At 69.6% G+C, this 23300-nt stretch carries 16 protein-coding genes, 1 pseudogene and 1 riboswitch; of the genes and pseudogenes, 7 read left to right on the top strand and 10 right to left on the bottom strand.

What is annotated here, in order from left to right; all coding sequences use genetic code 11:
* Positions 1 to 81: 81 nt before the first annotated feature.
* Positions 82 to 666, top strand: coding sequence for a flavodoxin family protein (locus N4G66_RS16980; protein WP_261704946.1), 585 nt, complete (start codon positions 82 to 84; stop codon positions 664 to 666).
* Positions 667 to 707: 41 nt separating this feature from the next.
* Here the strand turns inward: N4G66_RS16980 and N4G66_RS16975 are convergent, their stop codons facing one another.
* From N4G66_RS16975 to N4G66_RS16960, 4 genes are all read right to left on the bottom strand, one after another.
* Positions 708 to 1742, bottom strand: a complete 1035-nt coding sequence (locus tag N4G66_RS16975; protein ID WP_261704945.1) for an ABC transporter permease — start codon at positions 1740 to 1742, stop codon at positions 708 to 710.
* Complete coding sequence (locus N4G66_RS16970; RefSeq protein WP_391858826.1) at positions 1729 to 2922, bottom strand: ABC transporter ATP-binding protein; 1194 nt, start codon at positions 2920 to 2922, stop codon at positions 1729 to 1731. Before N4G66_RS16970 ends, N4G66_RS16975 begins: the two co-directional genes overlap by 14 nt.
* A 29-nt stretch (positions 2923 to 2951) precedes the next feature.
* On the bottom strand, positions 2952 to 4244 hold the full coding sequence (locus N4G66_RS16965) for a LolA family protein (protein ID WP_261704943.1): 1293 nt from the start codon (positions 4242 to 4244) through the stop codon (positions 2952 to 2954).
* Positions 4245 to 4513: 269 nt separating this feature from the next.
* Entirely contained in the window at positions 4514 to 5551 is a 1038-nt protein-coding gene (locus tag N4G66_RS16960; RefSeq protein WP_261704942.1) for a CHRD domain-containing protein, read from the bottom strand.
* Between the two features lie 240 nt (positions 5552 to 5791).
* On the opposite strand from N4G66_RS16960, the gene N4G66_RS16955 reads away from it, so the two are divergent.
* Positions 5792 to 6373: a hypothetical protein gene (locus N4G66_RS16955; RefSeq protein ID WP_261704941.1), complete on the top strand. Its 582-nt coding sequence runs from the start codon at positions 5792 to 5794 to the stop codon at positions 6371 to 6373.
* A gap of 38 nt (positions 6374 to 6411) precedes the next feature.
* Here N4G66_RS16955 and N4G66_RS16950 read toward each other — a convergent pair whose 3' ends face one another.
* On the bottom strand, positions 6412 to 7422 hold the full coding sequence (locus N4G66_RS16950; protein ID WP_261704940.1) for a polyprenyl synthetase family protein: 1011 nt from the start codon (positions 7420 to 7422) through the stop codon (positions 6412 to 6414).
* A 453-nt stretch (positions 7423 to 7875) separates the two neighbouring features.
* Here N4G66_RS16950 and N4G66_RS16945 point away from each other — a divergent pair.
* Positions 7876 to 9738, top strand: a pseudogene (locus tag N4G66_RS16945) (CocE/NonD family hydrolase); the annotation flags it as partial.
* A 529-nt stretch (positions 9739 to 10267) separates the two neighbouring features.
* Positions 10268 to 10428, top strand: a riboswitch (cyclic di-AMP (ydaO/yuaA leader).
* Between the two features lie 4 nt (positions 10429 to 10432).
* Entirely contained in the window at positions 10433 to 11200 is a 768-nt protein-coding gene (locus tag N4G66_RS16940; protein ID WP_261704939.1) for a transglycosylase SLT domain-containing protein, read from the top strand.
* Between the two features lie 76 nt (positions 11201 to 11276).
* Here N4G66_RS16940 and N4G66_RS16935 read toward each other — a convergent pair whose 3' ends face one another.
* On the bottom strand, positions 11277 to 12086 hold the full coding sequence (locus N4G66_RS16935) for an HAD family hydrolase (RefSeq protein ID WP_261704938.1): 810 nt from the start codon (positions 12084 to 12086) through the stop codon (positions 11277 to 11279).
* Between the two features lie 296 nt (positions 12087 to 12382).
* Here N4G66_RS16935 and N4G66_RS16930 point away from each other — a divergent pair, with 296 nt between their 5' ends.
* Together N4G66_RS16930 and fahA are read left to right on the top strand one after the other, a co-directional pair.
* Positions 12383 to 13072: a hypothetical protein gene (locus N4G66_RS16930; RefSeq protein WP_261704937.1), complete on the top strand. Its 690-nt coding sequence runs from the start codon at positions 12383 to 12385 to the stop codon at positions 13070 to 13072.
* 562 nt (positions 13073 to 13634) lie between these two features.
* Positions 13635 to 14864, top strand: coding sequence for a fumarylacetoacetase (fahA, locus tag N4G66_RS16925; RefSeq protein ID WP_261704936.1), 1230 nt, complete (start codon positions 13635 to 13637; stop codon positions 14862 to 14864).
* Positions 14865 to 15118: 254 nt separating this feature from the next.
* Here fahA and recQ read toward each other — a convergent pair whose 3' ends face one another.
* Complete coding sequence (recQ, locus tag N4G66_RS16920; RefSeq protein WP_261704961.1) at positions 15119 to 17128, bottom strand: DNA helicase RecQ; 2010 nt, start codon at positions 17126 to 17128, stop codon at positions 15119 to 15121.
* Between the two features lie 290 nt (positions 17129 to 17418).
* On the opposite strand from recQ, the gene N4G66_RS16915 reads away from it, so the two are divergent.
* Complete coding sequence (locus N4G66_RS16915; RefSeq protein WP_261704935.1) at positions 17419 to 18081, top strand: hypothetical protein; 663 nt, start codon at positions 17419 to 17421, stop codon at positions 18079 to 18081.
* Positions 18082 to 18141: 60 nt separating this feature from the next.
* Here the strand turns inward: N4G66_RS16915 and nuoN are convergent, their stop codons facing one another.
* The 3 genes from nuoN to nuoL are packed head-to-tail and all read right to left on the bottom strand — an operon-like array spanning position 18142 to position 23287.
* Positions 18142 to 19800 carry an NADH-quinone oxidoreductase subunit NuoN gene (nuoN, locus tag N4G66_RS16910; RefSeq protein ID WP_261704934.1) on the bottom strand — a complete coding sequence of 553 codons (1659 nt, stop codon included), beginning with the start codon at positions 19798 to 19800 and terminating at the stop codon, positions 18142 to 18144.
* Positions 19797 to 21368 (bottom strand): NADH-quinone oxidoreductase subunit M, encoded by a 1572-nt coding sequence (locus N4G66_RS16905; RefSeq protein WP_261704933.1) that lies wholly within the window; start codon positions 21366 to 21368, stop codon positions 19797 to 19799. Before N4G66_RS16905 ends, nuoN begins: the two co-directional genes overlap by 4 nt.
* Before the next feature lie 5 nt (positions 21369 to 21373).
* Positions 21374 to 23287 (bottom strand): NADH-quinone oxidoreductase subunit L, encoded by a 1914-nt coding sequence (gene nuoL, locus N4G66_RS16900; protein WP_261704932.1) that lies wholly within the window; start codon positions 23285 to 23287, stop codon positions 21374 to 21376.
* Positions 23288 to 23300 lie beyond the last annotated feature (13 nt).

The following is a 23300-nucleotide window of genomic DNA, read 5'->3' as shown; positions in this document are numbered from 1 at the left end:
ATCTGGACGATTGCATGCGTGCGCATATATTGTTCACGCATGTAATCGACGCCGTTCGTGGCGCGCATCCCTGGGGGAACCATGACCCGCCAATTCCTGTTCGTGCTCGGCAGCAGCCGCACCGGCGGCAACACCGAGCTGCTGGCCCGCAAGGCCGCCGAGCAGTTGCCCGCTGATGTCGGGCAGCGCTGGCTGTCCCTTGCCGAGCATCCGCTCCCCGACTTCGTGGACCTGCGCCGGGACGGCGACCATGTACGTCCTCCCGCCACGGGGACCCCGGCCACGCTGCTCGACGCCACGCTCGCGGCCACCGACATCGTGATCGCCTCGCCGCTGTACTGGTACTCGGTGTCCGGACTGACCAAGCGCTACCTGGACCACTGGTCGGGCTGGCTGCGCACGCCGGGCGTCGACTTCAGGGCCGGCCTGGCCGGGCGCACGCTCTGGGGCGTCACCGCGCTCGCGCACGAGGAGCCGGAGGTCGCCGATCCGCTGATCGGCACGCTGAACCACACGGCGGCGTACATGAAAATGCGCTTCGGCGGGGTCCTGCTCGGCAACGGCAGCGGGCGCGGCGATGTGCTGAACGACGCCGGGGCGCTGACGCGCGCGAAGACCTTCTTCGCGCAGGAGCCGCCGCTCGCCCGCTTCCCTTACGAGGCGTGAGGCGCCTGCCGTACGGGAGGTGATGTCGGTGATGTCCCCGCCTAGGCGGTGATGTCCTTCGCTGTGAACCGCGCCCAGGCCGCCGAGCCGAACACGGCGGCGTACAGCCCCTGGAGGCCGAGGTTGCGGACCAGATCGTCCCAGTAGACGGGGTCGCGCATCAGGTCGGCGAAGGACAGCCAGTAGTGGGAGAAGAAGTACGGCTGGAGCGCGTGCAGCTGGGGGATCTGGTCGAGGATCTGGACGGTGATGACGAGGCCGACCGTCGTCGCCATGGCCGCGATGCCGCTGTTGGTGAGGGTGGAAACGAACAGGCCGAGCGCGGCGACACCGGTCAGTGACGCGGAGACGACGAGGGCGATGAGCAGCGCACGGCCGAGCCCCTCGGCGAAACCGATGCGGGTCCCGGAGATGGTGGTCAGCTCGCCCAGCGGGAACAGCAGGGCGCCCACCGCGAACGCCGAGACCGCCACCACCAGGGTCGCCACCAGGCAGAACGTCATCGTTGTCGCGTATTTCGTGAGCAGCAGCCGGGTGCGGCCGGCGGGCGCGACGAGGAGATAGCGCAGGGTACCGGCGTTGGCCTCGCCGGCGATCGCGTCGCCCGCGACGACACCGATCGCCATCGGCAGGAAGAAGGGGAGCGTCACGGCCAGCGCGGTGAACACCAGGAACAGGCCGTTGTTGGTGATCTGCGCGATGAACGCGGGTCCCTCACCGCCGCCGCCCGCGGTCGAGCCGCCTCTCGTCTCGACCCTGATGGAGATGCCGATGAGGATCGGCACGGCCGCGAGTACGCCGAGCAGCGCGATCGTCCGCCAGCGCCGGAAGGTGGTGACGAGTTCGTTGCGGAAGAGTCCGAGTGTCCACAGCGGGCTCGGCGTCCGTCCGGCCCTCGGCTCCGCCGTCACTCCCGCGCGCGTCGTCGCCCGGCTCGGTCCTCGGCCTCCTGGCCGCGCTGCCGATTTCGCGTTTGCCCCTGTCCCGGCTTCTGCCTCTGTCCCTGGCTCCGTCTCCGACTCTGTGTCCGGCTCCGGCTCTGTGTCCGACTTCGGCAGACTTTCAGCCCGCGACATCGAAACCCTCCCCGGTCAGTGCCACGAACGCGTCCTCCAGCGAGGCCCGTTCGACTCCGAAGCCGCGGACCCGGACGCCCGCTGTGACCAACGCGGCGTTCAGGTGGGCGAGTTCGCGATCGGGTGGCTCCGCCGTCACCCCCGTCTCGGTCACGACGATGTCGGCGACACCCTGCTCCTTGAGGATCCGCGCCGCGTCCCCCGCGTCCGGGGTGGTCACCACCAGCCGACCCCGCGCACCCGCCGCCAGGTCGGCCACCGGGCCCTGGGTGATGAGCCGCCCCTGGGCCATCACGGCCGCGTGTGTGCAGACCTGCTCGATCTCGTCGAGGAGGTGCGAGGAGAGGAATACGGTCGTGCCGTCGGAGGCCAACTCCCTCACCAGCGAGCGGATTTCGCGCATGCCCTGGGGATCGAGGCCGTTGGTCGGCTCGTCCAGGACGAGCAGACGGCGGGGCTGGAGCAGTGCGGCCGCGAGTCCGAGGCGCTGCTTCATGCCCAGGGAGTACGCCTTCGCCTTCTTGCCCGCGGCGGCGGTCAGTCCGACCCGGTCGAGGGCGGTCGCGACCCGTGTCCGCCGGGTACGGGGATCGGCGGCCGGGTCGGCGGCGTCGTACCGGACGAGGTTGTCCCGCCCGGAGAGGAAGCCGTACAGGGCGGGGCCCTCGATCAGCGCCCCGACGTGCGGGAGCACGGCCCGCGTGGACCGGGGCATGGGCTGTCCCAGTACGCGTGCCGTGCCCGAGGTCGGCTCGATCAGGCCCATCAGCATCCGGATGGTGGTCGTCTTGCCCGAGCCGTTCGGCCCGAGGAAGCCGAAGACGCTGCCTGCCGGGACGGTCAGGTCCAGGCCGTCGACGGCGAGCTGTCCGCCGCGGTACCGCTTGCTCAGCGCGCGGGTGGCGATCACCGCGTCCTGGGCGGACACCGCACCGACGCCTCCCGCTCCCCGCGCGGATACGGTACCGACGCCTCCCGGCTTCCGCGCGGGCACGGCACCGGTACCTCCCCCTCCCCGCACGGGCACGGCACCGGTACCTCCCGGCTTCCGCGCGGACACGGCGCCAGTACTTCCCGGCTCCGGGGCAGGCACCGTGCGGGCGCTCCCCGCCTGATCGGCGGGGAAGGCGGCGCCCGCGGCCTGCGCCGGATCGGGCTCGACGGCGGACAGCTCCTCCATGGGCTCCCTCGGTTCGACTCGCCTGGGACCTACTGGGCCGCGTTGGCCGCCTTCACCAGAGCGGCCTTGGTGACGGCACCGGCGTACACCTTGCCGTCGTCGGTGATCAACGCGTTGACCAGGCGGGTCGAGAAGACCGTGCCCGAGCCGAACTTGCCGGTGACGTGGTCGCCGAGGGAGTTCAGGAACCCGTCGACGTTGCTGTTGCCGGTCGAGCCGGAAGTGCCGGACGCGCCGGACGGCACGCCCTTGCCACCGGTGCTGAACACGGCGATGGAGTTCCAGCCCTTGCCGATGGTCTTCAGACCGTCGAGGCCCTGGGCCGTTCCCTCGTGGCCCTTGGGCAGCGTCTTCTCCGTGCGCTTCGGCTCGTCGCCCTTCGCGCCCTTCGACTCGCCGCCCTTCGCGCCCTCCAGTCCGTCACCCTCGGTGACCTTCGCACCCTTCGGCGGGGTGAAGGCGAACGTCGACGCGGCCGGCCGGGAGAAGTCGACCTGGGTGAAGCCCGCGTCCACGACGGCCGCGCCACCGCTGGCCGGGGTCAGCGTGAACTTCAGCGGCAGCCCCGTCTTCGCGTCCACCGCGATACTGATCGCGCCGACCGTGGAGCCGGACTGCCTGGGCTTGATGACCAGCTTGTAGGCATCGCGGCCCGCCACGTGCGCGGTGCCGTCGACGGTCACGGAGGTCGTGTCGTCCACGGACTTGAGAGCCTCGTCGGCGAAGTCCTCGGGAGTGGCCGGGACATCGCGCGGCGCCTTCCCCTTGGCGCCCTCGTCGGCACGCCCGGACTCGGCGGACGTCGCGTGGTAGACCTCGTTCGACTTGCTGTCGTACCCCCACACGTCCTTGCCGTTGTGGATGACGCTGTACTCGGCAGCGTTGTCCAGCAGGGAGACCTTGCCCCTGTCCGGGCCGTCGGCGGCGACGCGCAGCGTGTGCGTGCCCGAGGCCAGTTCGAGCAGCTTGGACTGCGGGTCGGCGGATGAGCCGCCGTGGCCCCCGGCGGCGCCGGACACGAGGCCGCTCTCCAGACCACCCAGGTTGGGCAGTCCGAGATCGGTGCTGATCTTCACCGTGCCGGACAGCTGCTGGACGTCCGACTTGGCGATCTTCTCGATGAGTTGCTGGGCGGTGATCTTCGGCAGGTCGGGGTCTCCGGAGTCGGCGAGCGCCGGGACGAGCCCGATCGTCGCCGCCGCCACTCCCACCACCGCGACCGGAACGACGTACCGCGCGGCCTTGCGTCGTCCGGCGCGCAGGTCGTCGGCGTCATCGGCCTCTGCGGCCCTCGCGCTGTCGTCGGATTCGTACGGTGCCATGTGTGCCTTACCTCCGTCGTCGGCGGCGGCCCTGCCCTCGTTCCGTGCTCCACCCCTAAGCCGCCATTCTCACCCGAACCGGTGAGGAGTGGTGTTCTCCATCTGACCAAATCCACCGGATAGAAGCGTCAACCCCCGGGCTCAACTCCGCGTAGTCCTGCGGTATGACGTGAGAGGGCGGTGCCTTCCCCGACCCGTAGGGGTCGTTCCGGGAAGGCACCGCCCTGGCCGCGCACCCGGTCGGATTCCTACCGCACCGGCCGCTCGTCTCAGCGCTGTACGAACACGTAGTCCGCCCGGTAGGGAACGCCCACGACCGCGCCCGGCGAGCAGGAGCCCGCCGGGGCGACGCCGCCCACTGTGTTCAGGCGCAGGATCTCCTGCGTGCCGGCGAGCAGGCCATGATGCCTGCCGGACTGCGTGGCCCTGAGGTCGAGCTCGGGAATGTTCGTTGCACCGTTCGTGGTCTTGGCGATCAGCGCGCCGGTGACCGCGCTGCGGTCGGGCGCGATCCACTGCGGGGTACCGGAGTTGGGCTTCACGAACGAGTGGGCGATGTGACCGCCGAGCAGGGCCGCGACATCGCGCTGGGCGAACGCGTAGCCACCGCCGTCGACCGGCTTGCACTCGTAGATCTGCTCGCCCTTGACCACGGACGCCTGGAAGTTGTGCAGCGCGTTCCGGAAGTCGAAGGTGCCCGTGACCTTGTGGAGCTGACCGCGGACGGCCCCGCCCGGGAACTCGGTGGTGTGCAGGTTGGCGTAGAACGAACCGGGGTCGGTCTTCAGCGTGTCGATCAGGGCCGTGTCCTCGACCTTGACGGTCCCGACGACGCTGTGGCCCTTGGCCCTGTCGAGCAGCCCGCCGAAGTCGATCTTGACGCCGCCGTTGACACCCTTGGCGCCCTGGTGGATGTGGAGCAGGGTGGGCCTGCCGGTACCGCGCCAGGTCACGGCTACGGACACCTTGTCACCCTTGACCTTGATGAACTCCAGTGCCGCGCCGTCCTTGTCGCCGACGGCGGGGCCGCCCTGGACAGGTACTTCATCGGCACCGCGCAGGCTCGCGGCGAGGATGGTGCCACCGCCGCCTCCCATGACTCCGTGCTGCGTGACGATGGCCTTGCCGTCGTGCCCGGAGTGGCCCGTGCCGGTACTCCGGCCCGTGCCACCGCTCCTGCCGTGGGCGCCGTGGTCGGCGGCGACCGCCGGGATGACGGCGGCGGCGACACCGGCCGCGGCGGCCACCGCGACGCCGGTCAGGATCAGGCTCTTGCGACGCGTCGTGAACGTGGCGTTCGATCCCATGATTCCTTTTTCTCCCCGTAACTCGGCCGACGCCCCCTGCGTCAGCTTCTGTGCAGGAGTACGGACCCGATCCGATCCTGGACTCATTCCAAGAGTGTGACGCCAGTCACATCGCGTCACATCGCCAGATCCGATCAAATCTGGCGGCGATTCGAGTGAAAACCGGTGCAGATCCGTACTTACGGGTGGCAGCGATCGGGATCGCCCAGCACTCCAGGGACAAAGGATCGAGGGATCGCCATGCTCGCCATCAAGCACGTCACGGGATACGCCGCCACGGGCGCCGCCGTCCTGGCGCTCACGCTCGCCGGATGCGGAGGGGGAGGTGGGGGAAGCAGCGGCGGGACCAGCTCCACTCCGAGCGGCGGCTCGACGCAGAGCGGCGGCTCGACGGGATCGGCGACGTCGACGCTGACCACCGCCAATGTCGCGAAACTGGGCACGGTCGTGACCGACGGCAAGGGGTACGTCCTGTACCGCTTCGACGCGGACTCGGCGAACCCGACGAAGGTCAGCTGTTACAACACCTGCGCCACCGTCTGGCCGGCGGCCACCACCCAGGGCGGCGTGACCACGAAGGGCATCGACAAGAGCCTGGTCTCCACGGTGAAACGCACCGACGGCGGCACCCAGATCACCCTCGCCGGCTGGCCCCTCTACCGCTACGCCAAGGACGACGAGCCGAAGGAGGCCTACGGCCAGGGAGTGGACGGAACGTGGTTCGCCGTGACGCCCAGCGGAGCAAAGATCACCACGCCCGCGTCGACAGCTCCGACGCCGACATCGACCTCCACGAGCACGGGAGGAGGCGGAGCCTACTGACAGCCGCCCCGGCCGACCCGGTGCACCACGGGCCTGTCTCAGCCGGCCCGGTGCACCACGGCGTCCACGAGTTCGACGAGCGAGGCCTTCGCGTCGCACTCGCGCAGCGGGGCCAGCGCGGCGCGCGCTTCCTCGGCGTAGCGCACGGTGTCCCGGCGCGCCTGCTCCAGCGCAGGGTGCTCCCGCAGCCGGGCCAGCGCCTCCGCGTGCCGCGCGTCGTCCGTCAGGTCGGAGTCCAGCAGCTCGCAGAGCGCGATGTCCTCGGCGAGCCCCAGCCGCTCCGCGCGCTCGCGCAGCCGCAGCACCGGCAGCGTGGCGATGCCCTCGCGCAGATCCGTCCCCGGCGTCTTGCCGGACTCGTGCGAGTCGGACGCGATGTCGAGGACGTCGTCCGCGAGCTGGAAAGCGACGCCCAGCCGCTCGCCGTACTGCGTCAGCACGTCCACGACCGTCTCGTCGGCACCCGACATCATCGCGCCGAACCGGCACGCGACCGCGACCAGCGACCCGGTCTTGCCGCCGAGCACATCGAGGTAGTGATCGACCGGATCGCGGCCGTCGCGCGGCCCCGCGGTCTCCAGGATCTGTCCCGTCACGAGCCGCTCGAACGCCTCGGCCTGGATCCGGACGGCCTCGGGCCCGAGGTCCGCCAGGATGTACGAGGCGCGGGCGAAGAGGAAGTCACCCGTGAGGACGGCCAGCGAGTTGCCCCAGCGCACGTTGGCGCTGTCCACCCCGCGCCGGACCTCGGCCTCGTCCATCACGTCGTCGTGGTACAGCGTGGCGAGATGGGTCAGTTCGACGACGACGGCCGAGGGCACGACACCCGGCGCGTAGGGGTCACCGAACTGCGCGGCGAGCATCACGAGCAGCGGCCTGAACCGCTTCCCGCCGGCCCGCACGAGGTGCTGGGCGGCTTCCGTGATGAAGGGGACCTCGCTCTTGGTGGCTTCGAGCAAACCCTCCTCGACAGCCGCCAATCCGGCCTGGACATCGGCTTCGAGAGCCTGGTCCCGCACGCTCAGCCCGAACGGCCCGACGACGGTCACGAGAGGTTCTCCTGTCTGCTGACGATCACATGGCGAACTCGGTCGATCATTCGGTCGATGACACGGTTTGTCGATGTGTCGCTGCCATCACTCAAGTCAGCGTATCCGGTCACGTTTCGATCACCACGAGCGCCCACCGTCCCCCGGCCGACTTCGCTCCGCCAGCAGGTATGCGGGAGTACACCCGGAAGGCACACGGGAAGCACCTGCGTGCCCCAATGGCGGGTACCCCGACTCGCGGGCGCCACCCGATCACCGATCGCCATATTCATGATCAGATGATGTGAACCCATATGCGACGACATGCGGCGAAGACCCCGGAAGCAATGTCCTTGACCCACAGTTCCGCCCAACCCGCGTCCGTCCCGGACGTGACGCTCCTTGCCTCCCGGCCGCGCCGCACGACACACACCGTCCGCCGTCCGCCGTCCGCCGTCCACCGAGGTGACGCTCATGCACATCCGTACGTCCTTCCCCTACGAGACCACTCATGAGGACGTCCTCGTCCCTCTCTCGGACGGCACCCGTCTGTACGCCCGGATCTGGCGCCCGCTGACCGAGGAGCGCGTCCCGGCGCTCCTGGAATACCTCCCTTACCGCCTGACCGACTGGACGGCCGCGCGCGACTGACAGCACCGTCCCTGGTACGCCGGCCACGGCTACGCCTCCGTTCGCGTGGACGTGCGCGGCCACGGCAACTCGGAGGGCACGCCGAGGGACGAGCACTCCGGGACCGAGCCTGCCGACGGGGTGGAGGTGGTCTCCTGACCGGCCGCCCAGCCCTGGTGCACCGGCCGGGTCGGCATGTTCGGGATCTCGTGGGGCGGCTTCAGCTCCCTCCGGATCGCGGCCCGCGCGCCCGAGCCGCTCAAGGTGATCGTCACGGTCTGCTCGACCGACGACCGCTATGACAACGACGCGCACTACGCGGGAGGTTCCGTCCTCGCCTCGATATGCACGCCTGGGCGGCCACCACGCTCGCCTTCGCCGCCCGCCCGCCGGACCCGGCGCATGTGGGCGAGGCGATGTGGCGCGACATGTGGCTGAAGCGGCTGGAGGCGGTCGCCCCCTCTGTACACACCTGGCTGACGCACCGGACCCAGGACGCGTACTGGCGCAGCGCCTGCGTCCGCGAGGACTACGGCGCCATCCGCGCGGCGGTCCTCGCGGACGGCGGCCGGCACGACCCGTACCGCGACACGGTGCTGCGCCCGGTGGAGAACCTGCCACCGGATCGCGTAAGAGGTCTCATCGGTCCGTGGTCGCGCCGGTACCCGGACCGGGGCCTGCCGCCCGGACCGGCGATCGACTTCCTCCAGGAGACGCTGCGCTGGTGGGACCACTGGCTCCGGGACAAGAAGACGGACGTGCTCTCCGCCCCCCCTTCTGCGCTCGTACGTGATGGACGCGCACCCTCCGGCGACCGTCTACAGAGAGATCCCCGGCTGCTGGGTGGGCGACCCCGCCTGGCCCTACCCCTCGGTGACCCCGGTCGCGTACGCACTCCAGGGCGCCCCGGTGCCGGTGCGCTCCCCGCGGCACACGGGATCGACGCGGGCCGCTTCTTTCCCTTCGGCAACGACGCCGACCTGCCGCCGGACCAGCGGGAGGAGGACGCCCGGTCGGCCTGCTTCGAGTTCGAGGTGGCGGAGGAGACCTGGGTACTGGGCCGCCCACGGGTCAATCTGCGGCTGACGTCCGCGTCACCCAGGGGTCAGGTGATCGCCCGGCTGTGCGACGTGGCCCCGGACGGAGCGTCCACGCTCGTTACCCGTGGCGCCCTGAACCTGTCATCGCGCCACGGCCGCGACCAGACCGTTCCCTGGAAACCGGGCACTACGGAGAACGTGGTTTTCGACCTGCACGGCATCGGCTGCGCGTTCCCTGCGGGCCACCGCATCCGCCTGGGCGTCTCCTCCGCGTACTGGCACTGGATCTGGCCCCAGCCGGGTTCCGAGGCGGGCTTCACCCTGGACCCGATCGACAGCACCCTGGAACTCCCCGTACGGACAAGGGAGTCGGACCTCTCGATCACCTTCGGGGAGCCGGAGGAATCCGAACCTCTCGGCGTGACCGTCTCCGCGCCCCTGGACGAGCCCCGCCCGGAACGCCTGGTCCTGCGTGACGTGGCCGCGGGCACCTGGCGTCTGGAGGTGGACCCGGACCACGGCGGCACCCGCGTGTACCCCCGACGGCCTCGAATGCACGGAGGACGCACGGGAGACGTACACGATCGACGAGTCGGACCCGCTGTCCGCCCGCACCCCGACACGGACACGGACACGGACACGGATACGGATACGGATACCGGCACTGACATGCCGTCAGAACGCCGCACACCGGTGCCACGGAACGCACTTCACCCTGTCTCACCGGGACACGATCCGCGCCCACCCTGACTCGGCCCGCACTCGCCGCGGCCCGCCCCGAATCGCCCGGCCCGGCCCGCGTCCGGCCGACTCTCCAGCGTCGGACGGGCCGCACCCCCTGCGTGTCCCGCGCCACAAATCTCGCTGCGTGAGGGGCCGCCAGGCACCCTCGGGAGGCTCGGCACCCCTTGCCGCCGGAAGCGCAATGCCCGAATTACCCGGCATGCCGCCTTGATGACCCTTGGTCTCGTGAGTTGAGTCACCAGCGATCCGGGGCACCGCCTCCCGTCGCCTCCCGACCAACCCCTTCGCCAAAGGCAAGTTGAGGATCCAATTCCGCCGCAATCGGACTTTTCCCATGCGCCCTAAACAGGCGAAAGCGATCTTCGCAGCCAAATCTTGCCTTGTTCCGGACATGTGCTCTCGCATACGTTCTGGTCGATCCCGGGCAGATCGCCGAATCCTGCCGCCGCCCGGAAACCCACCCACCCACGCACGGCAGGAGCGGGGGAACCACAGGTAAGCCGCCGATCCGGACATACCGGACCGGCTAGGGGTTAAGCCGCGCCCAGAACGCGGCCGGGCATCTCCCGCCCGAACCCGACAGCTCACCTCGCAGGCGTCGGAGAGGACATTTCGTCATGCCCGTAGGCAAGCACCGCCGTACGAAGACCAACGTCATCACCCGGGGCATGATCGCCGCCGGAACGGGCGGCATCGCCCTCGCCCTCCCGCTCGTGAGCGCGACCGGCGCCCACGCCGCGACCCCGGCCCAGGCCCCCCAGCTCACGAAGGCCGCCCACACCGCGGTCATCCCCAACGTGCAGCTCATCACCTACAAGGTGATCGCGGGCGACACCCTGTCCAAGGTGGCGCAGAAGCACCCCGAGAGCGGCGGCTGGAAGAAGCTGTACACGGCGAACCGTGCGGTCATCGGCGGCAACCCCTCCCTGATCCGTCCGGGCCTGAAGCTGACCGTGGGCACGAAGAAGCTGAAGTCGACGGTCGTGAGCACGACGGCGAAGGCGACCCCGGCTGTCGCCAAGTCCACGGCGACCACCGCCACCCAGGCCTCCGTGAAGACGTACGCCAACAACCTCGACGGCTGGATCAAGCAGTCCCTGGACATCATGGCCAAGGCGGGCATACCGGGCAGCTACGACGGCATCTACCGCAACGTGATGCGCGAGTCCTCCGGCAACCCCAACGCCATCAACAACTGGGACTCAAACGCCGCCGCGGGCATCCCCTCCAAGGGCCTGCTGCAGGTCATCGACCCCACGTTCCGGGCCTTCCACGTCCCCGGCACGTCGATGGACCCCTACGACCCGGTTGCGAACATCACCGCGGCCTGCAACTACGCGGCCAAGACCTACGGCTCCATCGACAACGTCAACGGCGCCTACTGATCGCACCCTCACCTCTCGGCTTCACCCGCACCCGCCGGCGCACCCTCTCGGTGCGCCGGCGGGTGCGTTGCCGCCACTAGAAGCCGAAGAGGCGCTCCAGGACCACCGCGATTCCGTCGTCCTCGTTCGACAGGGTGACCTCGTCGGCCACCGCCTTCAGTTCCGGATGGGCGTTGGCCATCGCCACACCGCGCGCGGCCCAGTCGAACATCGGGATGTCATTGGGCATGTCACCGAAGGCGAGCGTCGCGGCCGCGGTGAGTCCGAGGTGCGCGGCCGCGAGAGCGAGTCCCGTCGCCTTGGTCACCCCGCATGGCTGGAGTTCGACGGTGCCGGGCCCGGACATGGTGACCGTCGCCAGCGAACCGACCACTCCGCGCGCCGCGGACGCCAACTCGTCGTCGGACAGAGACGGGTGACGGAGCAACACCTTGCTGATCGGCTCCGTCCAGAGGTCGTCCCGGCGCGGCACCCGCACCGCCGGCAGGGTCGGATGCGGCATCACATACCCCGGCTCGATGAGCGTCAGCCCGTCCACGCCGTCCTGGTCGACCGCCGCGTACAGCAGCCCGACCTCCGCCTCGATCTTGCCGAGCGCCGTCTCCGCCAGTTCCCTGTCCAGGGTCACCGACCACAGCATGCGGTCCGCCCCGGCGTCGTACAGTTGCGCCCCCTGCCCGCACACCGCCAGTCCCTCACCGCCGAGTTCATCGAGGAGCGGTCGCACGCGCGGTGCGGGGCGGCCCGTCACCACGAGATGCTGCGCACCCGCCTGGACCACCTTCGCCAACGCGGCGCGTGACCGGTCGGAGAGTGTGTCGTCGCCGCGCAGCAGCGTTCCGTCCAGGTCAGTGGCAATGAGTGAATATGCAGTCGGAGCGGCCATGATCCGAAGAATACGGATCGAACGACTCATCGGCCCGGCGTGAACCGGACGACGTCCGGTATCCCGTCAGCAACGCCGTTCACCGTACGGTGGTAAGCGCGTTGCGACCGCTTCGGATCACGCAAGGTCCGCTTCCGCCCACACCGACTTTCCCGCACACGACCGACCACAACACCCCAACACCGCCCCACGACAGGCCAACTCGGACACGGGCCGACTCGGTCACAGGCCGACTCAGTGACGGCGCCCACCTCGGCGGGAGTTGCCGACGAACACCGACAAGTCCGAGGAGAAACATGCCTGTTGAGTCCACCGCCTGGCTTCCTGGCCCATCCGGCGCGGTGACCCCGTTCCGGCAACATCTGCGCACCTCTGCCGAAGCCGTGATCCGGCGCTTCCCGGACTCCCTGCGGTCCGAGATCTACGTCCTCTCCTTCCGGATCTGGCGGATCGACGGCGACGAGCGCCACCCGTATGTGGCCATCGGCTACAACACCGAGACCCAGTACGGGCAGGAGGCCTGTCCGAAGGACCCGGGCGAGGCTCGCTGGAACTACGCCCTCTGGCTGCTGGACGGCTTCGAGATGCTGGGCAACATCCCCGAAGACCCCGCCGGGAGCCCGCTGTACGTGGACGAGGTCAGGGAGCTGGGGATCTGGTTCGACGGTGACTACGACTTCCTCACCATGGATCTGCCGGAGGAAAAGGAGGACGAACTGAACGCCAAGTCCGACCTTCTCCGGCTCCACTTCCACGACGCCGCCATCGGCCTTGCCCGCCGCCTCCACGCCGATGGCCTCCTCACGGAGATCTTCGGCCGCGCCCTCCCCATCGTCGTCTTCGACATGGACAGCCCCGGGTGGGAGATCGAGGCCACCGAAGCCGCCAACCCACCCGGGCCGATCGCGGACTTCACGGCCTGGCAGCGGGGTGCCATCGATGAAAGCGAGCCGAGAACCGAGGAGTCCCTCAGGGAGAAACCCTGACGGCCCGGGCGACCACCCCGACAGCCGGGCAGCGCGTCCCGAGCCGTCCCCACCCGGCAGTCAGACCCCGACCCCGACGCTCCGAAGCCGGCCCCGCCCCCGAAAGGGCAGAGCCCAGGCCCCAAGTCCGAAGAACCGCAGGCCGACCTCAGCCCGAACGGTCGGAGGCGACCCCAAGCCCCACTGGACAGAGGCAACTCCGAACCTGCCGGCGTGAGGGCGTGGACAAGGGCCAAGGCCGGAGGGGCGGAGGCCGGAGAGGCCAAGGGCCGAAGGGACCAGGGGGCGAAGGGACCAGGGGCCGGCCGACGGCACGCTCCTGGAGCACCCGGCCATGGGGCCCCACATGTCCCTCTACGGACCGGACCCACCCCGCCCGTGTCCCCCCAAAGAGCACTGAGCCGGAATTACCGTGCCCGACAGGTCAAATTCGGACATTGCAAACTCCTTAGGCCCTGCCACAGCAGGGTCACTCCCCCGTAACGTGTGCCCCGACCACATGAAACGCGTGGAACGCATGGATCACATGGCGAGTACGAATCCGAAAGCGAGGCACCAACCGATGCCCCCCTTCGATGTCCCCGAGGGCGATCCCTTCGGCCCGCACAACCTGCCGTACGGCGTGTTCTCCCTGTCCGACCCGGCCGGCGCCCCCGAACGGCGCGTCGGCGTACGGCTCGGCGACCACGTGCTCGACGCGGGCGCAGCGGCCCGGTCGCTCGGCTCCCCGTACGCCGGGCTGCTCGCGCAGCCGACCCTCGACCCGCTGCTCGCCGCGGGCCGCACCGCCTGGTCCGATGTCCGGCGCGCGCTGACGGCCTGGGTGACCGTCCCGGCCCACCGGGAGACCCTCGCTCCCCATTTCCACCCGCTCTCCGACGTGACGCTGCACCTCCCGTTCACCGTCGCGGACTACGTCGACTTCTACGCCTCCGAGAACCACGCACGGAACGTCGGCCAGATCTTCCGCCCCGACGCCGCCGACTCCCTCACGCCCAACTGGAAGCACCTGCCCATCGGCTACCACGGCCGCTCCGGCACGGTCGTGGTCTCCGGCACGGACGTCGTACGCCCGTCGGGCCAGCGCAAGGCCCCGGCGGACACCGCCCCCGTCTTCGGCCCCTCGATCCGCCTGGACATCGAGGCGGAGGTCGGCTTCGTGGTCGGCGCCCCCTCGGAACAGGGCCGGCCGGTCCGGCTGGGCGACTACCGCGACCATGTCTTCGGCCTCTGCCTCCTCAACGACTGGTCCGCGCGCGACATCCAGGCCTGGGAGTACGTCCCCCTGGGCCCCTTCCTCGGCAAGTCCTTCGCGACATCCGTGTCGGCGTGGATCACCCCGCTCGACGCCCTCGACGAGGCCCGCGTCGCACCTCCCGCCCGTACACACCCCCTCCTCCCCTATCTCGACGACGCCTCCGAGGACCCAGGCGGCTACGACCTCCGGATCTCCGTCGCCATCAACGGCCACGTCGTCTCCGAACCGCCCTTCTCCACCATGTACTGGACGGCCGCCCAGCAGCTGGCCCACATGACGGTCAACGGCGCCTCCCTGCGCACCGGTGACCTCTACGGCTCCGGAACCGTCAGCGGCCCCTCCGAGGGCGAACGCGGATCCCTGCTCGAACTCACCTGGAACGGGCGCGACGCGCTCGAACTCCCCGACGGCAAGCGCACGTTCCTGGAGGACGGCGACGAGGTCACTCTGACGGCCTGGGCCCCCGGGCCGGGCGGAACCCGGGTGGGTCTCGGCGAGGTCCGGGGCCGCATCACGCAGGCCGTCCCCCAGTAGGGGTACCGCCGGTAGGGAACACCAAGGGGAACGAGGTCCGTGTCACGGTGGCCAGGATCCTGGCCACCGTGCCGCCGCAGAGCAGGCCGGGAAGACCCCGGCGGATCGGCCGTCCGGCGCCCTTGCCCGGACCAATGAGCCGCCCGCCGTCGCGCCCGACCCGATCGGCCGGCCGCGGTACCGCCCGCCGCCGATCGGCTGCCCGCCGCCCCGCCCGGTACCGATCGGTCGCCCAGCGTCCCGCCCCGGTGTCGCTACATCCAGTCCTCGGGCTCCGGCTCCTGGTCCAGCTCGGGCCAGTCCGGGTCCGATCCCACAGCGGCCGCCGGAACCGGTGCGGCCGCGGGTCTGTTGTCGGTCGGCGGGGCCGCGGGCGTGGCACCGCCCAACGAGGCGAGCACCCCGATGACGCCTTCCCCGTACGTCGTCAGCTTCTTCTCGCCCACCCCGCTGATGCCGCCGAGGTCCTTCACCGAGGTGGGCCACACCGTGACGATCTCCCGCAGCGTGGCGTCGTGGAAGATGACGTACGCCGGGACACCCTGCTCACGCGCCTGCTCGCCGCGCCAGGAACGCAGCGCCTCGAACGCGGGGACGAGCTCGGCTGGCAGCTCGGCCGCGGCCGCCTTCGCCTTGCGCTCGCCCTTCGGTGCCGACGACCGGGACGCGGTCGGCTTCGGCGACTCCTTGCGCAGCGGCACATCGCGCTCGCGCCGCAGCACCGTTCCGCTGGCGTCGGTCAGTACCAGCGTGCCGTACTCGCCCTCGACCGCGATCAGCCCTTGGGCCAGCATCTGCCGTACGACACCCCGCCATTCGGCCTCCGCCAGCTCCTCGCCGATACCGAAGACGGACAGCTGGTCGTGGTCGAACTGGATCACCTTGGCGGTCTTGCGTCCCAGCAGGATGTCGACGATCTGGCCCGCGCCGAACTTCTGCCCCCGCTCGCGCTGGAGGCGCACCACCGTGGACAGCAGCTTCTGTGCCGCGACCGTGCCGTCCCAGGTCTCCGGGGGCGTCAGACAGGTGTCGCAGTTGGCACAGGCCGGGGTGTTCGGGTCCTGGCCGAAGTAGGCCAGCAGCTGGGAGCGCCGGCACTGGGCCGTCTCGCACAGGGCGAGCATCGAGTCCAGATGGGCGGCGGCCCGGCGTCTGAACGCCTCGTCGCCCTCCGAGCCCTGGATCATCTTGCGCTGCTGGACCACGTCCTGAAGGCCGTACGCCATCCAGGCCGTGGACGGGAGGCCGTCACGGCCGGCGCGGCCCGTCTCCTGGTAGTAGCCCTCGACCGACTTCGGCAGGTCGAGGTGGGCGACGAACCGTACGTCCGGCTTGTCGATGCCCATGCCGAAGGCGATCGTGGCGACCACCACCAGACCCTCCTCCCGCAGGAAGCGGGACTGGTGCGCGGCACGGGTGCCCGAGTCCAGGCCCGCGTGGTACGGCACCGCCTCGATGCCGTTGCGTGAGAGGAACTCGGCCGTCTTGTCCACCGAGTTGCGCGAGAGGCAGTACACGATGCCCGCGTCGCCCGCGTGCTCCTCGCGCAGGAAGGACAGCAGCTGCTTCTTCGGGTCGGCCTTGGGAACGATCCGGTACTGGATGTTGGGGCGGTCGAAGCTCGCCTCGAAGTGGCGGGCCGTGGGCATGCCCAGGCGCTGGGTGATCTCCTTGTGCGTCGCACGCGTGGCCGTGGCCGTCAGCGCGATGCGCGGGACGTCCGGCCAACGCTCGCCGAGCAGCGAGAGCGCCAGATAGTCGGGACGGAAGTCGTGGCCCCACTGGGCCACACAGTGCGCCTCGTCGATCGCGAAGACGGAGATCTTCGCGCGGGACAGCAGGTTCAGCGTGTTGTCCAGACGAAGCCGCTCCGGGGCCAGATACAGCAGGTCGAGTTCTCCGGCCAGGAACTCCGCCTCGACCACGCGCCGCTCGTCGAAGTCCTGCGTGGAGTTCATGAACCCGGCTCGCACGCCCAGCGCCCGCAGCGCGTCGACCTGGTCCTGCATGAGCGCGATGAGCGGGGAGACCACAATGCCCGTACCTGGTCTGACCAGGGAAGGAATCTGGTAGCAGAGGGACTTTCCGCCACCGGTCGGCATCAGGACGACAGCGTCACCGCCCGCCACCACATGCTCGATGATCGCTGCCTGCTCACCGCGGAAGGCGTCGTACCCGAAGACCCGGTGGAGGGTGGCCAGTGCCTCGCTCCCGCCCAGCGTCTCCGTCGCGTCCGCTTCGGTCATCACACCCGTCCCGCCCATCGTTCTGTCCCCCGTACGTCGCGCCTCGACCACTGCGTCCACGATAGGGGTCCGCGCCGACAGTCCGAGAGTTGTCCACAGGCTGCGAGGGACCGGCTTCCCTACGTACAGGGGTGCGGCGCCCGTCTCACTCCCCCGCACGGCGCGCCCAGCGCGGGTTCAACCCGTTGGCCCCGCCTGCATGGCGGCGCTTCGTGACCGAGGGCCATGCTGCTCGGGCGGGAGGAGGGGGCCCGCAGCCGACGGACCCGCGCCGTCCGTACGCCTCTCGTGTCTCTAGGAGTCTTCGCATGCCCCAGCACCCCCTCAGGACCGCCATCACCCTCATGACAGCCGCTGCCGCGTCGCTCGCCCTGTCCGCCGTGCCCGCCCCTGCCTCGGACGGCCCGGCCGACCCGAAGGAAATTCGGGACCTGACCACGGCGTACGTGGCCAGCGTCAAGTACCTCGACGAGAAGGCCGCCCTCGCCGACGGATACGTCCCCCATCAGTGCTCCACGGATCCCGCGGGACACGGCAGCATGGGCTACCACTACTTCAACGAGTCGCGCTACGGCTCGCTCGACCCGGCGAAGCCCGCGGCCCTCCTCTTCGAGGACGGGAAGGACGGGAAGCGCAAGCTGGCCGGGGTGGAGTGGATCGTGCTGGACTCGGACCAGAACATGAAGACCACCAAGGACCGGCCCTCGATGTTCGGCGGTCAGAAGTTCGAGGGTCCGATGCCGGGTCACTACCCCGGTATGCCGATCCACTACGACCTGCACGTCTGGCTCTGGAAGCACAACCCCAGCGGGCTGTTCAACCGCTGGAACCCCAGGGTGAAGTGCCCGGCCGCCCCGGCCCATTCCAGCTCGTCGGGCAAGACCCCGTCCAACTCCTCGGGCAAGACCCCGTCCGGCTCGTCGGGCACGACCCGCCCCAGCTCGTCGGGCACAGCCCACTCCGCCCACTGAGAACGGCTCGGGCCCCGCTCCCCTTGGAGGGAGCGGGGCCCGAGCCGCGCAAGGTCCTGCTCAGCGCACGAAGACCCCGGCCTGGCTCGCCAGGTTCAGGAAGTACTGCGGCGCCACGCCCAGCACCAGCGTGACCGCCACGCCCACCGCGATGGCCGTCGTGGTCAGCGGCGACGGCACGGCGACCGTCGGCCCCTCGGGCTTCGGCTCGCTGAAGAACATCAGCACGATCACGCGGATGTAGAAGAACGCCGCGATCGCCGACGAGAGCACACCGACCACGACCAGCACGCCCGCGCCGCCCTCGGCCGCCGCCTTGAACACGGCGAACTTTCCGGCGAATCCCGAGGTGAGCGGGATACCCGCGAAGGACAGCAGGAAGACCGCGAACACCGCGGCCACCAACGGGGACCTGCGTCCGAGGCCCGCCCACTTGGACAGGTGCGTGGCCTCGCCGCCCGCGTCCCGTACCAGGGTGACGACGGCGAAGGCACCGATCGTGACGAAGGAGTACGCGGCAAGGTAGAAGAGGACCGACGAGACGCCGTCCGGCGAGGTCGCGATGACACCCGCGAGGATGAACCCGGCGTGCGCGATCGACGAGTACGCCAGGAGCCGCTTGATGTCCGTCTGGGTGATCGCGACGATCGCGCCGCCCAGCATGGTGACGATCGCCACGGCCCACATGACCGGCCGCCAGTCCCAGCGCAGCCCTGGCAGGACGACGTAGAGCAGGCGCAGCAGCGCGCCGAACGCGGCCACCTTCGTCGCCGCCGCCATGAAGCCGGTGACCGGGGTCGGCGCGCCCTGGTAGACGTCCGGTGTCCACATGTGGAAGGGCACCGCGCCGACCTTGAAGAGCAGGCCCATGACGATCAGGGCCATTCCGATGAGCAGCAGTACGTCGTTGCCCATGGTGCCGGCGAGCGCCGGGTCGACGTTCGTGACCGTGCCGTCGACGACATGCGCGATCGTCGCGTACGACACCGAGCCCGCGTAGCCGTACAGCAGGGCGATGCCGAAGAGCGTGAACGCGGAGGCGAAGGCACCGAGCAGGAAGTACTTGACCGCCGCCTCCTGCGACATGAGCCGCTTGCGGCGGGCCACGGCGCACAGGAGGTACAGCGGGAGCGAGAAGACTTCCAGCGCGATGAACAGGGTCAGCAGGTCGTTGGCCGACGGGAAGACCAGCATGCCGCTGATGGCGAAGAGCAGCAGCGGGAACACCTCAGTGGTGGTGAACCCGGCCTTCACGGCGGCCTTCTCGCTGTCGCTGCCGGGCACCGACGCGGCCTGCGCGGCGAAGGAGTCGACCCGGTTTCCGTGCGCCTCGGGGTCGAGGCGCCGCTCGGCGAAGGTGAAGACGCCGAGGATTCCGGCGAGCAGGATCGTGCCCTGGAGGAACAGCGACGGTCCGTCGACCGCGATCGCGCCCATCGCCGCGATGTGTGCCTTCGTGGTGCCGTATCCGCCCGCCGCGAGCGCGACGACCGCGGCGAACGCCGCGGCCAGTGCGACGACGGCGACGAACACCTGTGCGTAGTAACGGGACTTGCGCGGCACGAAGGCCTCGACCAGAACCCCGATGACCGCCGCGCCGATGACGATCAAGGTGGGCGACAATTGCCCATATTCGATCTTCGGTGCATTGATCTTGGAGATCGGCTCGGCTGCGGTTGCCGCTGTTGTCCACAGGCTGTGGACGGCTGATGCGCTCACTTGGCCGCCTCCACCGCGGGCTGGGGGTCCGTCTTGTGTACATCTGACATGGTCTGCTTGACCGCCGGGTTGACGATGTCGGTGACCGGCTTCGGGTAGACGCCCAGGAAGATCAGCAGAGCGATCAGCGGGGCGACCACCAGGAGCTCGCGCACCCTGAGGTCCGGCATCTCGGCCACCTCGGCCTTGACCGGGCCCGTCATCGTCCGCTGGTAGAGGACGAGGGTGTAGAGCGCGGCGAGGACGATGCCGAAGGTGGCGACGACGCCGACGGCCGGGTAGCGCTCGAACGCGCCCACCAGGACCAGGAATTCACTCACGAAGGGCGCGAGGCCGGGGAGCGACAGCGTCGCGAGGCCGCCGATGAGGAAGGTGCCCGCGAGCACCGGGGCGACTTTCTGCACCCCTCCGTAGTCGGCGATCAGACGCGATCCGCGCCGCGAGATCAGGAAGCCCGCGACCAGCATCAGGGCGGCGGTCGAGATCCCGTGGTTGACCATGTAGAGCGTCGCGCCCGACTGGCCCTGACTGGTCATCGCGAAGATGCCCAGGATGATGAACCCGAAGTGCGAGATCGACGCGTAGGCGACCAGTCGCTTGATGTCCCGCTGTCCGACCGCGAGCAGCGCCCCGTAGATGATGCTGATCAGTGCCAGGACGAGGATCACGGGCGTCGCCCACTTGCTCGCCTCCGGGAAGAGCTGGAGGCAGAAGCGGAGCATCGCGAAGGTACCGACCTTGTCGACGACCGCCGTGATCAGCACGGCGACCGGCGCGGTGGCCTCACCCATGGCGTTGGGCAGCCAGGTGTGCAGCGGCCACAGGGGCGCCTTCACCGCGAAGGCGAAGAAGAAGCCGAGGAAGAGCCACCGCTCGGTGCTGGTCGCCATGTGCAGCGACCCGTTGGCCCGGGCTTGGACGATCTCCTGGAGCGAGAAGCTTCCGGCCACTACGTAGAGGCCGATCACGGCGGCCAGCATGATCAGGCCGCCGACCAGGTTGTAGAGGAGGAACTTCACGGCGGCGTACGAACGTTGGGTCGCCGCCACCGCGTCACCGTGCTCGTGGGCACGGTCCCCGAAGCCGCCGATCAGGAAGTACATCGGGATCAGCATGGCTTCGAAGAAGATGTAGAAGAGGAACACGTCGGTGGCCTCGAAGGAGATGATCACCATCGCCTCGACGGCCAGGATCAGGGCGAAGAAGCCCTGGGTCGGACGCCAGCGCCTGCTTCCGGTCTCGTGCGGGTCGGCGTCGTGCCAGCCCGCCAGGATCACGAACGGCATCAGCAGCGCGGTGAGTGCGACGAGCGCCACCCCGATCCCGTCCACGCCCAGCTGGTAACTGACCCCGAAGTCCGGGATCCAGGCGTGGGATTCCGTGAGCTGGTAACGGTCGCCGCCGGGGTCGAAACGCACCAGGGTGACCGCGGCGAGCACCAGGGTGCCGAGGGAGACCAGCAGCGCCAGCCACTTGGCGGCGACGCGCTGCGCGGCCGGCACGGCGGCCGTGGCGATCGCCCCGAGGGCCGGGAGCGCCGCCGTCGCTGTCAGGAGAGGAAAGGACATCGGTATCAGACCGCCCTCATCAGCAGGGTCGCGGCGACGATGATCGCCGCACCGCCGAACATCGAGACCGCGTAACTGCGCACATAGCCGTTCTGCAGCTTGCGCAGCCGCCCGGAGAGGCCGCCCACCGAGGCAGCCGTACCGTTGACGACTCCGTCGACCAGGGTGTGGTCGACGTACACCAGGGAGCGGGTGAGGTGCTCACCACCGCGTACCAGCACGACATGGTTGAAGTCGTCCTGGTACAGGTCGCGCCGGGCGGCGCGGGTGAGCAGGGAGCCACGCGGGGCGACGACCGGGACGGAGCTGCGGCCGTACTGGAGGTAGGCGATGCCGGCGCCGACGACCAGCAGCACCATGGTGGCCAGGGTGACCGTGAGGGCGCTGACCGGCGAGTCGCCCTCCGAATGCCCCGTGACCGGCTCCAGCCAGTGCAGGAAGCGGTCGCCGATGCTGAAGTAGGCACCCGCGAAGACCGACCCGAAAGCCAGCACGATCATCGGGATCGTCATGGACCTGGGCGACTCGTGCGGGTGCGGCTCGTGGCCGTCCGCGTCGGGCTGCCAGCGCTTCTCTCCGAAGAAGGTCATGATCATCACGCGCGTCATGTAGTACGCGGTGATCGCCGCGCCCAGCAGGGCCACGCTGCCGAGGATCCAGCCCTCGGTGCCGCCCTTGGCGAAGGCCGCCTCGATGATCTTGTCCTTGGAGAAGAAGCCGGACAGGCCAGGGAAGCCGATGATCGCGAGATAGCCGAGGCCGAAGGTCACGAACGTGATCGGCATGTACTTCCTGAGGCCGCCGAACTTCCTCATGTCGACCTCGTCGTTCATGCCGTGCATGACCGAACCGGCGCCGAGGAAGAGACCGGCCTTGAAGAAGCCGTGCGTCACCAGGTGCATGATCGCCCAGACGTAGCCGATGGGGCCGAGACCCGCAGCCAGCACCATGTAGCCGATCTGCGACATGGTCGAGCCGGCCAGCGCCTTCTTGATGTCGTCCTTCGCGCAACCGACGATCGCACCGAACAGGAGCGTGACCCCGCCCACGACGGTGACGACGAGCTGGGCGTCGGGCGCCGCGTTGAAGACGGCGGCCGAGCGCACGATCAGATACACACCCGCGGTCACCATGGTGGCGGCGTGGATGAGGGCCGAGACCGGGGTCGGGCCCTCCATCGCGTCCCCGAGCCAGGACTGCAGCGGCACCTGGGCGGACTTGCCGCAGGCGGCGAGCAGCAGCATCAGGGCGATGGCCGTGAGCTTGCCCTGGGTGGCGTCCCCGGCCACTCCCTGGTGCCCCTCGGAGCCGAGCAGGGGCCCGAAGGCGAAGGTCCCGAAGGTCGTGAACATGAGCATGATCGCGATGGACAGGCCCATGTCGCCCACGCGGTTGACCAGGAAGGCCTTCTTGGCGGCGGTGGCCGCGCTGGGCTTGTGCTGCCAGAAGCCGATCAGCAGGTACGAGGCGAGACCGACGCCCTCCCAGCCGACGTACAGCAGAAGGTAGTTGTCGGCGAGGACGAGCAGCAGCATCGCCGCCAGGAACAGGTTCAGATAGCCGAAGAAGCGGCGGCGGCGCTCGTCGTGCTCCATGTACCCGACCGAGTACAGGTGGATCAGCGAGCCGACGCCGGTGATCAGCAGGACGAACGTCATCGACAGCTGGTCGAGCTGGAAGCCGACGTCCGCCCGGAAGTCTCCGACGGCGATCCAGCTGTACAGATGCTGGGTGAAGGTCCGGTCCTCAGGACCCTTGCCCAGCATGTCGGCGAAGAGCACGGCGGCGATCACGAAGGAGGTGGCCGCGAACGCGGTGCCGATCCACTGTCCGACGGCGTCGAGCCGTCGTCCGCCGCACAGCAGGACGACCGCTCCGAGCAGAGGCGCCGCTACCAGCAGCGCAATCAGGTTCTCCACGATTCAGCGACCC

This window comes from Streptomyces rhizosphaerihabitans (assembly GCF_025399795.1).
GTDB classification, from domain to species: domain Bacteria; phylum Actinomycetota; class Actinomycetes; order Streptomycetales; family Streptomycetaceae; genus Streptomyces; species Streptomyces rhizosphaerihabitans.
Note: the sequence above shows the minus strand (reverse complement) of the source record. Positions and strands in the feature narration are given on the sequence as shown.

Excerpts from the sequence above, each read along its gene's own strand:
- N4G66_RS16965 (WP_261704943.1), bottom strand. The coding sequence starts at position 4,244 with ATGGCACCGTACGAATCCGACGACAGCGCGAGGGCCGCAGAGGCCGAT.
- N4G66_RS16960 (WP_261704942.1), bottom strand. The coding sequence starts at position 5,551 with ATGGGATCGAACGCCACGTTCACGACGCGTCGCAAGAGCCTGATCCTG.
- N4G66_RS16930 (WP_261704937.1), top strand. The coding sequence starts at position 12,383 with ATGCCTGTTGAGTCCACCGCCTGGCTTCCTGGCCCATCCGGCGCGGTG.
- N4G66_RS16935 (WP_261704938.1), bottom strand. The coding sequence starts at position 12,086 with ATGGCCGCTCCGACTGCATATTCACTCATTGCCACTGACCTGGACGGA.
- recQ (WP_261704961.1), bottom strand. The coding sequence starts at position 17,128 with ATGGGCGGGACGGGTGTGATGACCGAAGCGGACGCGACGGAGACGCTG.
- N4G66_RS16975 (WP_261704945.1), bottom strand. The coding sequence starts at position 1,742 with ATGTCGCGGGCTGAAAGTCTGCCGAAGTCGGACACAGAGCCGGAGCCG.
- N4G66_RS16915 (WP_261704935.1), top strand. The coding sequence starts at position 17,419 with ATGCCCCAGCACCCCCTCAGGACCGCCATCACCCTCATGACAGCCGCT.
- N4G66_RS16970 (WP_391858826.1), bottom strand. The coding sequence starts at position 2,922 with ATGGAGGAGCTGTCCGCCGTCGAGCCCGATCCGGCGCAGGCCGCGGGC.
- N4G66_RS16955 (WP_261704941.1), top strand. The coding sequence starts at position 5,792 with ATGCTCGCCATCAAGCACGTCACGGGATACGCCGCCACGGGCGCCGCC.
- fahA (WP_261704936.1), top strand. The coding sequence starts at position 13,635 with ATGCCCCCCTTCGATGTCCCCGAGGGCGATCCCTTCGGCCCGCACAAC.
- N4G66_RS16940 (WP_261704939.1), top strand. The coding sequence starts at position 10,433 with ATGCCCGTAGGCAAGCACCGCCGTACGAAGACCAACGTCATCACCCGG.
- N4G66_RS16980 (WP_261704946.1), top strand. The coding sequence starts at position 82 with ATGACCCGCCAATTCCTGTTCGTGCTCGGCAGCAGCCGCACCGGCGGC.
- N4G66_RS16905 (WP_261704933.1), bottom strand. The coding sequence starts at position 21,368 with ATGTCCTTTCCTCTCCTGACAGCGACGGCGGCGCTCCCGGCCCTCGGG.